Here is a 12860-nt window from a genome sequence, read left to right on the forward strand (position 1 = left end):
GACCCGCGCCCTATGCGGGTGCCGCGCGATGAACCTCTCGGCCCCCTTCATTCTGCGGCCGGTCGCGACGACGCTGCTCACCCTCGGCGTCCTGCTCGCGGGCCTGTTCGCCTTCGTGCGGCTGCCCGTGGCGCCCCTGCCGCAGGTCGATTTCCCGACGATCCTCGTCCAGGCCCAGATGGCGGGGGCCAGCCCCGAGACCATGGCGGCGACCGTCGCCGCGCCCCTCGAACGGCGCCTCGGCCAGATCGCCGATGTCGACCAGATGACCTCGACGAGTTCGACCGGCCAGACCCGGATCGTGCTGCAATTCGCCCTGGAGCGGGACATCAACGGCGCCGCCCGCGACGTGCAGGCAGCGATCAATGCCGCGCGCGCCGACCTGCCCGCCGCGCTGCGCCAGAATCCGACCTACCGCAAGTTCAATCCGGCGGACGCGCCGATCCTGATCATCGGCCTGACCTCGAAGACGCTCAGCCCCTCGGCCCTCTACGACAGCGCCGCGACCGTGGTGCAGCAGAAGCTCTCGCAGCTCGACGGCATCGGCAATGTGGACGCCAGCGGCTCCTCGCTGCCCGCGGTGCGCGTCGAACTCGAGCCCGGCGCGCTGTTCCACTACGGCATCGGGCTCGAAGGCATCCGGGCGGCGATCGCGAGCGCCAACGCCAACTCGCCCAAGGGCGCGATCGAGACGCAGACGCGCCGCTACCAGCTCTATGCCAACGACCAGGGCCGGGTCGCGGCCGATTACCAGGACATCGTGGTGGCCTACCGCAACGGCGCCGCCGTGCGCCTGCGGGATGTCGGGCAGGTCATTGACGGCGTCGAGGACCGGCGCAATCTCGGCCTCATCAACGGCCAGCCGGGCGTCCTGCTCATCGTCTACAAGCAGCCGGGCGGCAATGTGGTCGAGGCCGTCGACCGCCTGAAGGCCGCCCTGCCGCAGATCAAGGCCGCGCTTCCGGGCGACATCGACCTCGTGGTCACGGGCGACCGCAGCCGCACGATCCGGGCCTCGCTGGCGGAAGCCGAGCGCACGCTGATGATCTCGGTCGGGCTCGTGATCCTGGTCGTGTTCCTGTTCCTGCGCTCGGGGCGGGCGACGCTGATCCCGGCCGTGGCGGTGCCGATCTCGCTCGTCGGCACCTTCGCGGCGATGTATCTGTGCGACTATAGCCTCGACAACATCTCGCTGATGGCGCTGATCATCGCGGCGGGCTTCGTGGTCGATGACGCCATCGTCGTGCTGGAGAACATCCAGCGCCATATCGAGGAGGGGAGGCCGCGGCTCGAAGCGGCGCTGCTCGGCGCCCGGGAGGTCGGTTTCACGGTGCTGTCGATGAGCCTCTCGCTCGTCGCCGTGTTCATACCGATCCTGCTGATGGGCGGGCTGATCGGGCGCTTCTTCCAGGAATTCGCCGTGGTGCTCTCGCTGGCGATCCTGATCTCGCTCGTCCTGTCCCTCACCACCACGCCGATGATGTGCGCGCGGCTGCTCACGCCCGGGCCGCACGGGCGCCGGCCCAACCTCGTCGCGCGCGCTCTGGAGGTCGGTTTCGATCTCCTGCTGCGGGGATACGGGCGCACGCTCGCCTGGGCGCTGCGGCACGGGGCCATCGTGATGCTCGTGCTGCTCGGGGCGGTAGGGCTCAACGTCTACCTGTTCGTCATCGTGCCGAAGGGCTTCTTTCCCCAGCAGGATACCGGCCAGATGATCGGCGGCATCCAGGCCGACCAGCGCATCTCCTTCCAGGCGATGAGCACCAAGCTCAAGCAGGCCACCGACATCGTGCAGGCGGACCCGGCGGTGGAGAGCGTGGTGGGGTTCACGGGCGGCCGCGGCACCAACTCGGCCAACGTCTTCGTGGGCCTCAAGCCCCACGGCACCCGCGACCCGATCAGCGAGGTGATGGCGCGGCTGCGGCCCAAGCTTGCCGGCATCCCGGGGGCGCGGCTCTACCTGTTCCCGCGGCAGGACTTCACGGTGGGCGGGCGCCAGAGCTTCTCGCAGTACCAGTACACGCTGCAGGGCGATAGCGGCGAGGAGCTCTATGCCTGGGCGCCCAAGCTGGTGGAGGCGCTGCAGAAGGACCCGATCTTCACGGACGTGACCTCCGACCAGCAGCAGGGCGGGCTCGAGAGCCGCCTCGTGGTCGACCGCCCGACCGCCTACCGCTACGGCCTGACCCCCGACCTCATCGACAACACCCTCTACGACGCCTTCGGGCAGCGCCAGGTCTCGACCATCTACAACGCGCTCAACCAGTACCGCGTCGTGATGGAGATCGCGCCCCGCTATCTCGGCAATCCGGAGGTCCTGAAGCAGATCTACGTCTCGACCTCCGGCGCGAGGGCGCGCGGCTCGGCCTCCACCAACGCGGTGGCCGGCACCGTGGGGAGCGCGCAGACCACCCCCAGCGACGCCGCTGCGGCGGCGGCGGCCGTCGCCACCGATTCGGCCCGCAACGCCGCCACCAACGCCATCGCGGGCGGCAAGGCCGGCGCCTCCTCGGCGGCCGCGGTGAGCAGCGCCAAGGAGACGATGGTGCCGCTCTCGGCCTTCGCGCGATTCGAGACCGGCACCGCCCCCGTGCAGGTGAGCCATCAGGGCCTGTTCGTGGCGACCACCGTCTCGTTCAACCTCACCCCGGGCAAGACGCTCGGCGACGCCACGGCGGCGATCGAGGCGCATATGCGGGCATTACGCATGCCGGCGACCATCCACGGGGAATTCGCCGGGGCCGCCAAGACCTTCCAGGCCTCCTCGTCGCGCCAGCCCCTGCTGATCCTGGCGGCGCTGCTCACCGTCTACGCGGTGCTCGGGATCCTCTACGAGAGCTTCGTCCACCCGATCACGATCCTCTCGACGCTGCCCTCGGCCGGCATCGGCGCGATTCTCGCCCTGATGGCGATGGGCGAGGAATTCGGCGTGATCGCGCTCATCGCGATCTTCCTCCTCATCGGCATCGTGAAGAAGAACGCCATCATGATGATCGACTTCGCCCTCGACGCGCAGCGCACGCGCGCCGTCGGCCCGCGGGAGGCGATCACCCAGGCCTGCCTCTTGCGCTTCCGGCCCATCCTGATGACAACGCTCGCGGCGCTGCTCGGCGCGCTGCCGTTGATTCTCGATGGCGGCGAGGGCTCCGAACTGCGCCGTCCGCTCGGCATCGCCATCGTGGGCGGCCTCATCGTGAGCCAGGTCCTGACCCTCTACACCACGCCCGTCGTCTACCTCCTCCTCGACCGCCTCCGGCTGCGCGTGATGCGTAAAGGGTCCGGCGCGTCGCCGCTGCCCGCTCCGGCCGCCGAATGAAGACGCTCACCGTTCGTCTGAGCGCGGCCGCGCTGCCGTCCCTGCTGCTCGCCGGCTGCCTCGTCGGCCCGGATTATTCCCGGCCCTCCGTGGAGACGCCGCTCGCCTTCAAGGAGGGCGGCGCGCGCGCCACCGTGATGCCGGGACGCAACTGGCGCCCGGCCCGGCCCGCCGACGAGGCCGACCGGGGCGATTGGTGGCGCGTCTACCGGGATCCGGCGCTCGACCGGCTGATCCGCCTCGTCGATGTCGACAACCAGAACCTGCGCGCGGCGGTGGCCGCCTACCGGCAGGCCCGGGCCCTCGTCCAGGAGGCGCGGGCGCAGCTCTTCCCGACCGTGCTCGGGGCGCCGAGCATCAGCCGCTCGCGCAGCGGTGGCGTCGAGCGCACAACGCTGACCCTCCAGGGCTCGGCGAGCTGGGAACTCGACCTGTTCGGGCGCATCCGCCGCCAGATCGAGAGCGACGTCGCCTCCGCGCAGGCGAGCGCGGCCGAGATCGCGGCGGTGCGTCTCGCCAACCAGGCCGAACTCGCGGCCGCCTATTTCCAGCTCCGCTACCAGGATTCGCTGCAGCGCCTGCTCGACCAGACGGTTCAGGCCTACCAGCGCTCGCTCGCCATCACCGAGAATCAATACGCGGCCGGCGTCGCCGCACGCTCGGACGTGATCACCGCGCAGACGCAGCTCCAGACCACGCAGGCCCAGGCGATCGCGGTCGGCCTGCAGCGGGCGACCCTGGAACACGCGATCGCGGTGCTAATCGGCCGGCCGCCCGCGGAGGTGTCGCTGCCCCGCATACGGCTCGCGGCCAGGCCGCCGACCGTGCCGGTGAGCGTGCCCTCCGACCTATTGGAGCGGCGGCCCGACATCGCGCAGGCCGAGCGGGCCGTGCAGGCGCAGAGCGAGCAGATCGGCGTCGCGGTGGCGGCCTTCTATCCGACCATCACGCTCTCGGCGAATGGCGGCATCGCGGGCGACCCGGCCCGCAACTTCTTCTCGGCGGCGAACACCTTCTGGTCGGTGGCTGCCAATGGCAGCCAGGTGCTGTTCGACGGCGGCGCCCGCGCCGCCGTGCTCCAGGCCGCGCGGGCGGGCTACGACGCCGATGTCGCCACCTACCGGCAGACGGTGCTCACCGCCTTCCAGGAGGTGGAGAACGGCCTCTCGGGTCAGCGCATCCTCGCCCGGCAGGCGGCGGCGCAGGATGTCGCCGTGCAATCCTCGCGGCGCGCGGTCGAGATCGCGCTCAACGAGTACCGGGCCGGGACCCAGAACTACACGACGGTGGTCACCGCCCAGGCCCTGGCGCTCAACAACGAGGTGACGGCGCTGCAGATCCTGCTCAACCGCTTCACCAACTCGGTCTCGCTGATCCGCGCGCTCGGCGGGGGCTGGGACACCCGCTCGCTGCCGAGCGGCGAGGAGCTGAAGGCGTTCAGGACGCTGCCGATCGATACGGGTCAGGCACTGCGCACGGACGAGTAATACCACCGGGCCTTGAATAGGACTGTTGGTTCCGTTCTCGAATTTTCGCCAAGCCACAGGCTTGGTGTCGAAAATTCGAGATGGTCAACGGCCCGCTGCATCAGCACCTGCTGCGTCAGCAGCCCGGGCCGTTGGGATCAGTTCACCACCGGCTAGGCCGATCCTGAGGGATGAAACCGCGGCTGAATGAACGCTCTCTCCCGTGGCAAGCAACCCCGGCCCTCATGCCGGGAATACCGGTCCGGGGTGCTTCGAGGCCCGCTGCGGTGCGATCTTCGATCGCCAGCACCTCAGCATGAGGAGCGGGGCGGCTGCCACGCAGGTCAGGTTCTATTTGGGGCGCGTCTCAGCGCACCCGCAGCGTCGGCAGGTCGTCGTGGTGCAGGAGGAGCACGTCCGTCGCGCCTGCGAGCTTGCGGGCGGCCGGGGTGAAGCCGGCATTGGACACCACCGCCGCCCAGTCGGCCTGCCAGTAGCTGCGGGCCGCCACCACCTCCTGCACGGCCGCGTTGCCGACCGGCTTCGCGTAGCGCTTGCACTGCAGCACAAGGCGCAGGCCGTCCTGTTCGGCGATCACGTCGGCGCCCTGGTCCCCGGAGGCGCGGGTGGGGCGGGCATCCCAGCCGGCGCGCTCCAGGAGCGCGGCGCAGAAGCGCTCGTAGGCGATCCCGTCGTCCGGCGGCACCTCCTCGGGCGCCTCGTCAGGCAGCGAGGCGGCCTCGACGATGGCCAGGAGATCGGCGTGGCGCTTCGCCACGAGGTCGCCGTAGCCCTCCTCCTCCAGGCGCGGAACCAGCGTGCGGGCGATGTAATAGGCGCGCTCGCGCTCCCATCCGTCGAGGATCAGGTTGTCGTAGGCGTCCAGATAGGTTTCCTGGCGGCGGCGCAGCGTCAGGGTCTCGCGATGCCGCTCGACGAGGGCGCGGGCGCGGCGGCGGAAGCGGCGCCCGCGGCCGAGCCGGTGGAGGATGATGCCGGCGAGCACGATGCCGCTGGCGGCGAGCGCCCCCGGACCCACCCACAGGCTCGCGAGGCCGCCGGCCACCACGGGCCAGAAGGCGAGATCGGCGATGCTGCGCGGCGCGGCCATGCGGGCTCCTTGTCCCCGGGGAGTCTTGGCGGGGGCCGACTGACCGGGAGCTAACCGCACCCCTGGCGGAGGCGGTATCCACAGGCCTCTTTGCGGCCGGGACCTATCAGCGCAAGGCTGCCGCCTCCCTTGCACGCCCCTCAGGCTCGGCCGATGCTTTCCCGTTCCGGCCCGCTCGCCTTCCCCGGCCGGTCCACAGGGAGTCCCCCGATGCGGCGATGGGTGCTGGCGTGTCTCGCATGCGTGATCTGCGGCGCCGTCGGGCGCAGCGCCGAGACGCCAGCCGAGGTGGATCTCGCCCTGGTCCTGGCCGTGGACATCTCGCTGTCGATGACGGCCGACGAGCAATTCGTCCAGCGCAGCGGCTATGTCGAAGCCTTTCGCTCCCCGACCGTCCATCAGGCGGTCGCCCAGGGGCAGGTCGGGCGCATCGCCGTCACCTATGTGGAATGGGCAGGCGTCGGCAACCAGCGGGTGGTGGTGCCCTGGACCCTCATATCCGGCCGGAAGGACGCACTCGCCTTCGCGGAGCGCCTGTCGCAGAGCCCTCCGCGGCGCTCCACCTGGACCTCGATCGCGAGCGCGATCGACTTCTCGGTCGGTCTTCTCACTGAGACCCGCTTCCAGCCCGTCAGGCGGGTGATCGACGTCTCGGGCGACGGTCCCAACAACCAGGGCCGGCCCGTCACCCGCGCCCGCGACGACGCGGTGGCGAAGGGCATCGTCATCAACGGTCTGCCGCTGATGATCCGCGAGCCGAGCGGCCCCTGGGACATCAAGGACCTCGACCTCTACTACCGGGACTGCGTGATCGGCGGCACCGGCAGCTTCATGGTGCCGGTGCGCGAGCGCGAGCAGTTCGCCGAGGCCATCCGGGCGAAGATCGTGCGCGAGGTGGCCGACCGGCCCCCCGTGCCCCTGATCCTGCGCACCCAGACCGCGCCGGCGACCAATTGCTTCGTCGGCGACAGGCCGAGCCCGGATTGGGACTAAAGTCTTATTTCCGGTCCGGGTCGATTCTGCCGGGTCTCAGCTGCGGCCGCTTCTCCGGCGCCGCTGCTGCCCCAGGCCCATCGTCTTCGCCAGTTCCGAGCGCGCTGCCGCGTAGTTCGGCGCCACCATCGGATAGTCGGTCGGCAGATTCCAGCGCTCCCGATACTCTTCCGGCGACAGGCCGTACCGGCTGCGCAGATGCCTCTTGAGGGACTTGAACTTTTTGCCGTCCTCAAGGCAGACGAGGTAGTCTGGCATGACCGACTTCCTGATGGGCACCGCAGGGGTCGGGGGCTCGGATTTCTGTTCGACGGGATCCTTGCCCAGCCGGCCGAGGGTCTCGTGAACCGAGGCGATCAGGCCCGGCAGCTCGCCCACCGGAACCGGGTTCTTGCTCACGAACGCCGACACGATGTCGGCGGCCAGCTCGATGTAGCCCGCCAACGCCTCACTCTCACTCATTCTGCCGACCCTCTATACCGGATTGAACGCACTCAGACCCAGACATTTCCGCGCTAAGATATGTGCGCGATGTGGCTGGACTGTGTCCGCGAGTTGTCACGACTATTGCGTCCCGCGCGTTCATGCAAGAGGGTCGTAGAACGACACGCGGAGTATTCCAGGTTCCGGTCGTGCTTTGGTGTTGCAACCGTTGGATGATAACATATGTAAGTCATGTCCGCGAAATCACGTCCGGCCATCTCAGGCCGCTCCGAAAAGGTCATCTCTTGCCCAAGGACAAAGTTATGGGTTGCGCCTCCAATCGGTGTCAGGGCAGGCCGAAGCGCGAAGAATACGCAGCCAGGACCGCCGTTCTATGCGCGAACGCTGCGATTTAGGAATATTTTCCTATATCTGCGGGTCGCAATGCGATGGGCCGCCCGCACCTTGATGAAGGCTCGTCACCCCGGAGGGGCCGGGCGATCCGGCCGGAGCCGTCGCGTCAGTCCGTGCCGAGGAGACGCCGGTAGGTGAGGATGATCGCGTCCGCCTGCGCTTCGGTGAGGTCGGTGAAGATCACCGCCTCGCCGACGAAGACCGTGCAGCGGCCGTCGAAGCTCGATTGTTTCCGGATGAGCGGCATCACCGGCCCTCCATGCACCGTCAACCGGGTGCGGCCGGCACGGTTCCGTTGGGTCGGCGGCCGATCCCAACCGAAATGTTCGATGCGGTCGGGATCAGCGCAGCGTCGCCTGATCCTGTTCGAGGGCGGCGACCGAGAGCGCCTGGCCCCGTCCGCGCAGCGCGTGGCGCCCCAGAGGCCGCGCCCGGATGCCGGCCGGAAGGTGAGGCAGCAGGTCGAGAAGGTCGGCGGAGATGAGGACGGGCGCGTCGAGGGTGCGGCAGAGGGTTTCGATGCGCGCCGTGACGTTCACGGCATCGCCGAAATACGCGATCTTGTGCCGGTCGACGCCCACCTCCGCGGTTACGACGGAGCCGCCGTGGAGCGCGGCCCTAACCTCCGGCACCGTCCCGAAGCGCTCGCGCCAGGCGGGCGCCTCACGGGCCAGAGCGTCGCGGATGGCGAAGATGCAGGCGACGCAGCGCGCCTCCTGCAGCCCGCGGGCCATCGGCCAGGTGATCAGCGCCATGTCGCCGATGAAGTCGTCGGTGGATCCCTGGCAGCGGCGCACGGGCTCGGCGATCGCGGCGAACACCGCCGACAGATAGGCCTGCGCCTTCAGGTCGCCATGCATCTCCGCATAGGCGGTCGAGCCGACCACGTCCACGAACAGGAAGATGCGCTCCTCTTCGACGGGCCGGTGATAGCGGCCGACCATCAGGTTGACGAAGACCTCCGCGCCGATGAGGTCGCGCATCCGCACGACGAAGACGAGCAGGGCGGAGACCGCGAGCGCGTAGACGAGCGCACGCAGGGACGGCACGACGGAACTGGCGAAGGGCTCCGCGCTCAAGCCGGTGCCCCAGACCACGACGCCGCCGGCCGCATGTCCGAGCGCGATCATCCCCACATAGGCGAGTTCGGCCACCGGCACGTAGAGGAAGGTCGGCAGGCGGCGAAAGCGTGACTGAAGGCGCGGCATCAGCACGCCCCGCTCCAGCATGAGCGCGCTCGCCCCGATGCAGAGACCGTAGATCCCGGCCACGACCGGGATGCCGTTGCTGAAGATCACGTCGTAGAGGACGCCCGCCGCGGCGCTGAGGGCGAGGATGGCGACCCAGAACCAGACGTGTTGCGGGATCAGCCTCGACACCACAGCGGCCGGACCGCGTCCGGCAAGCGGAGCCGGACGATCGAACTGAGCGGCGCGGGTCACCCTGAGGCCTCCCTGTCACGGGGCATGCGGGCGCCTCTGCACTGCGATTCAGGCTCTTTTCGGAGCATTCCGCGTGCTTTGCGCAAGGATTGCCCCGATGGGCCGAACTTGCGGCAAGTCCGGGCGGGCGCGGTGATGCGGAACCCTCCCGCCTGCGGTGACGTTCGAGGCGTCAATCACCCTCAAGCCAGGAGGCTTCCATGCGCATCCGCCTTGCCCCTCTCGCGGCTCTCGCTGCGCTCACCGCGGTCCCGGCGCTCGCCGAGGACGTCACCGTCATCCGGCGCGACGCGCCGCCCGCCGAGCGCTCGACGGTGATCGAGAAGCGGTCGGTCGAATCCACCGGTTCGGTCGGCGGCTGCGAGACCAAGACCGTGCGCAAGGAGAACGAATTCGGCGACTCGAAGACGGTGCGCAGCGAGCGCTGCGACTGACCGCGGGGGAGGGGGGCGGCCAGCGCCGCCCTCGGCCCGCGGCCGACCGTGCCGGCCGTTACTTCAGGAGCCGGGACAGCGCCCTGCCGGCGGGCGTAGCAAGTTCCTTGGCGTCGACAGTGCCGTCGCCGTCCGGGTCGGCGGCCTTGAAGCGGGCCTCCACCAGGGCGAGGAACTCGTCCTTGGTGAGCGTCCCGTCGTTGTCCGAATCGGCGGCCTTCAGCTCCTTGCGGCTCAGCCGGCCCTTCAGTTCCTTGGCGTCGACCGTCCCGTCGGCATCCTTCTCCGCCGCGTCGAACACCTTGGAGGCTGCCGCCTTGGCCTCGGTGAGGTCGATCGTGCCGTCCGCATCGGTGTCGACCGCCGCGATCGTGCGGTCCGCGCCCTTGGGCTTCGCCTCGGCGCTGCCGCTCCAGCCGGTCGGTGCGGCAACGATAAGCGCCATCGCCAGCGCGGCATGTCGAAGGGATCCGATCATGGAAGTCTCTCTCGTCAAGTCCGGCGGAAAGTCGAGCCCCGATGTTGCCACACCGAGATCTCGGCTCGACGCCCAGCGCGTCAACATAGGCGGGCGGCCGGAGACCGCAAGCGGCCGAGAGATCAGGCGGGTGCGCGCTCGGCCAGGATCTTGTCGACGCGGCGACCGTCCATGTCGATGACCTCGAAGCGCCAGCCCTGCCGCTCGAAGGCGTCTCCCGCCGACGGGATGCGGCCGAGTTCGGAGATCACGTATCCGGCGAGGGTGGAATAATCGTCCGTGTCCGGCGGATTGCTGAAGCCCAGGCGCTCGAAGGCTTCGACCGCCGGCATCATGCCGTCGATCAGGAGCGAGCCGTCCTGCCGCTCCACCACCATCGGCTCCTCGTCCTCTGCGTCCGGAATGTCGCCTGCGATCGCCTCCAGAAGGTCGGTCTGGGTGACGATGCCTTCGAGGTTGCCGTATTCGTCCACGACGATCGCCATGCGTACCGGCTTGGCCTTGAAGGTCTCGAGCACGCGCAGGATCGGCATCCCCTCATGCACCACGATCGGCTCGCGGATCAGGGGCGCGATGTCGACGGAGGTCCCGTCGAGGATCTGGTTGAGGATGTCCTGCTTGCGCAGGACGCCGACGATCTCGTGGATCTCGCCCCGACTCGCCACCAGCGCCTCGTGACGGCAGGCCCGCACGGTTTCGAGGATCGCCTCCCGAGGCTCCTCGATGTCGACCCAGTCGACCTCGTGGCGCGGGGTCATGATGTCCCGGATGCGCCGCTCGCCGATGCCGAAGATGCGCGCGACCGCCTCCTGCTGCGCCTCCTGGATCAGGCCGGCCTCCTGGCTCGCCGCGACGAGGAGGGTGAGCTCGGCCGGGGAATGCAGCGAATCCTCGCCCGAGCCGGGCTGGAGACCGAACAGGCGCAGGACGCCGTTCCCGAGCCCGTTGAGGAAGGCGATCGCCGGACGGAACAGGAGCAGGAACAGCCGGAGGGGCCGGACCACGGCCAGGGCGGTGCGCTCGCTGCGCTGGAGCGCGAGGCTCTTGGGCGCGAGTTCGCCGAGCACGATGTGCAGGGCCGTGATCACCACGAACGCCACGACGACCGAGATCGCGTGGGCGCTCGCCGCTCCCAGGGGCGGCGGCAGCCATGCGAGCAGCGGCTCGATCAGGTGGGCCAGAGCCGGCTCGCCGACCCAGCCGAGGGCGAGCGACGAGATGGTGATGCCGAGCTGCGTCGCCGCGAGATGCGCGTCGAGATGGTCGGTCGCCCGCTGGAGAGCGGCGGCGTTGGCTCGCTTCTCCGCCACCAGTTCCTGCACCCGGCTGCGCCGCACCGCCACGAGGGCGAACTCGGCCGCGACGAAGAACCCGTTCGCGAAGACCAGGAACACGACGGCGAACAGGCCAAGGCCCGTTCCCCAAGGACTGTCGGAAAAAATCACCGCCTCCCGTGGCGCATGCGGTGGTGCCTCGGCAGGCCACCGCGGCCATCTCATAGCGTGTCTTGCCCCCGCTGGGCTATCCGGCCGTCCGGGAAAGCGCGTCATACGAAATCCGGATGATTGCCTCGCCATGCGGATTTCGGCTTCGCTTTGGGGGCACGGAGCAGAGCTCCGCGCCGCACGGGCTTGGTGATCCGGTTTCCGAACGGATCGTCCGGAAACCGGATCAGTTCACCACAAGTTGCGTTGAGCCTGACGGATTAAACCGGCTGAACGAACGCTTCCTTTTGTGGCAGCCCCACCGGCCCTCATGCTGAGGCGCGGGGTGGTTTCCACGCACCTCAGCTTCTATTCAGAGCACCACCGACTCGTTGAAGGTTTCGGGGCGGAAGGGCAGCCGGAAGGCGACTGCGATCCCGCCGTCGAGGTGGCGCACGACGGTCGCGAAGCGCTTGCCCACAGTCACGGTCGCGCCGACGGCCGGCCGGGCCGCGACCGCGATGGCGGCTCCGGTCATCGAGAGATCGATCAAGCTCCCGGGCAGCACCGAGCCGTCCGGAAGCTTCACCTGAACTGCCTTTGTCGCCGGAACGATGCGCACATCGCTGCGCTGGTCGATCTTGCCGCTGGCGCGGGCGGCGAGCCAGGCGAGCCGCGCGGCGATGCGGGCACGGCGCCCCGGGCCGATCTCGATCGCCACGATGAAGCCTGCGGGCGTCAGGCTGCGGATCACGCCCGTGACCGCGCCGATCGTGTTGAGATAGATCGTGACCGGATCGCCCGGCAGCCCCGGGACGGCGGCGATCAACTCCGCTTCGGTCAGGGAGAAGGTGCGCGTCTCGCAGGCATGCTCGTGGCCGTTCGGCAGGAGGTAGCGGCCGGAGATCCGCAGGACCGTCGCGGGGGATTCCGGGGGCGTGCCCGGCGGGGGGATCGCTCGTGAGGTCTGCATCATGACACACCCGACCTGCCCGGGACATGCTCGGCGCTGCGACACCAAGCCAACCCGCGCGCGGAGTCTGGCGCGCCCTCGTTGCGGCTTCCTTGACGGAGCGCATCGAGATCGCCGTGCCGGAGAGCAACCCCGCCGCCTCGGGCTCGCGGCTCGATCTTGACCGGGCCGCGTTGCGAATTGGTTTTCGCGAGCGGCTGGCCCGCCTCGCAATCCGGATCCGGGCGACCGAGGGTTCATCCGTAGCTGATCGTCGAAACCACCATGGCCGGGTGAGGATCGACATCGACGATCCTGCCCTTCTCGGGGCCGGCCGGGAGAAATCTCCGGTCGCGACAGTCTTTCTTCACCTTCCCTGGGCTTGATGTCGCGAAGTGCTGAAGGAA

General features: G+C 69.3%; 12 protein-coding genes. 5 read left to right on the forward strand and 7 right to left on the reverse strand.

The features are described from left to right. Positions 1 to 28 precede the first annotated feature (28 nt). A complete protein-coding gene (locus MNOD_RS19570) occupies positions 29 to 3316 on the forward strand; it encodes an efflux RND transporter permease subunit (RefSeq protein ID WP_015930680.1) in 3288 nt (1095 codons plus the stop codon). Then, positions 3313 to 4803 (forward strand): efflux transporter outer membrane subunit, encoded by a 1491-nt coding sequence (locus MNOD_RS19575; protein WP_015930681.1) that lies wholly within the window; start codon positions 3313 to 3315, stop codon positions 4801 to 4803. Before MNOD_RS19570 ends, MNOD_RS19575 begins: the two co-directional genes overlap by 4 nt. A 346-nt stretch (positions 4804 to 5149) precedes the next feature. On the opposite strand, the gene MNOD_RS19580 is transcribed toward MNOD_RS19575, so the two are convergent. Further along, positions 5150 to 5893 carry a restriction endonuclease gene (locus MNOD_RS19580; protein WP_015930682.1) on the reverse strand — a complete coding sequence of 248 codons (744 nt, stop codon included), beginning with the start codon at positions 5891 to 5893 and terminating at the stop codon, positions 5150 to 5152. 210 nt (positions 5894 to 6103) lie between these two features. On the opposite strand from MNOD_RS19580, the gene MNOD_RS19585 reads away from it, so the two are divergent. After that, the gene (locus MNOD_RS19585; protein WP_015930683.1) at positions 6104 to 6886 is read left to right on the forward strand and encodes a DUF1194 domain-containing protein; all 783 of its coding nucleotides are present in this window, start codon (positions 6104 to 6106) and stop codon (positions 6884 to 6886) included. Between the two features lie 36 nt (positions 6887 to 6922). Here MNOD_RS19585 and MNOD_RS19590 read toward each other — a convergent pair whose 3' ends face one another. From MNOD_RS19590 to MNOD_RS19595, 3 genes are all read right to left on the reverse strand, one after another. Further along, the gene (locus tag MNOD_RS19590; RefSeq protein WP_015930684.1) at positions 6923 to 7348 is read right to left on the reverse strand and encodes a Ros/MucR family transcriptional regulator; all 426 of its coding nucleotides are present in this window, start codon (positions 7346 to 7348) and stop codon (positions 6923 to 6925) included. 481 nt (positions 7349 to 7829) lie between these two features. Continuing rightward, a complete protein-coding gene (locus tag MNOD_RS46900; protein WP_015930685.1) occupies positions 7830 to 7970 on the reverse strand; it encodes a hypothetical protein in 141 nt (46 codons plus the stop codon). Between the two features lie 94 nt (positions 7971 to 8064). Further along, complete coding sequence (locus MNOD_RS19595; protein ID WP_050783525.1) at positions 8065 to 9093, reverse strand: adenylate/guanylate cyclase domain-containing protein; 1029 nt, start codon at positions 9091 to 9093, stop codon at positions 8065 to 8067. A 272-nt stretch (positions 9094 to 9365) separates the two neighbouring features. Between MNOD_RS19595 and MNOD_RS19600 the strand changes: the two genes are divergently transcribed. Further along, complete coding sequence (locus tag MNOD_RS19600; RefSeq protein ID WP_015930687.1) at positions 9366 to 9599, forward strand: hypothetical protein; 234 nt, start codon at positions 9366 to 9368, stop codon at positions 9597 to 9599. A gap of 58 nt (positions 9600 to 9657) precedes the next feature. On the opposite strand, the gene lanM is transcribed toward MNOD_RS19600, so the two are convergent. The 3 genes from lanM to MNOD_RS19615 form a co-directional block, all read right to left on the reverse strand. Beyond that, complete coding sequence (lanM, locus tag MNOD_RS19605; protein ID WP_015930688.1) at positions 9658 to 10077, reverse strand: lanmodulin LanM; 420 nt, start codon at positions 10075 to 10077, stop codon at positions 9658 to 9660. Positions 10078 to 10199: 122 nt separating this feature from the next. Further along, positions 10200 to 11522, reverse strand: coding sequence for a hemolysin family protein (locus tag MNOD_RS19610; protein WP_015930689.1), 1323 nt, complete (start codon positions 11520 to 11522; stop codon positions 10200 to 10202). A gap of 352 nt (positions 11523 to 11874) precedes the next feature. Next, positions 11875 to 12477, reverse strand: a complete 603-nt coding sequence (locus MNOD_RS19615) for a PilZ domain-containing protein (protein WP_015930690.1) — start codon at positions 12475 to 12477, stop codon at positions 11875 to 11877. A gap of 89 nt (positions 12478 to 12566) precedes the next feature. Here MNOD_RS19615 and MNOD_RS46905 point away from each other — a divergent pair, with 89 nt between their 5' ends. Beyond that, positions 12567 to 12839, forward strand: coding sequence for a hypothetical protein (locus MNOD_RS46905; RefSeq protein WP_157091514.1), 273 nt, complete (start codon positions 12567 to 12569; stop codon positions 12837 to 12839). The last annotated feature ends 21 nt before the right edge of the window (positions 12840 to 12860 follow it).

The sequence above is a fragment of the Methylobacterium nodulans ORS 2060 genome (assembly GCF_000022085.1).
Lineage (GTDB): Bacteria > Pseudomonadota > Alphaproteobacteria > Rhizobiales > Beijerinckiaceae > Methylobacterium > Methylobacterium nodulans.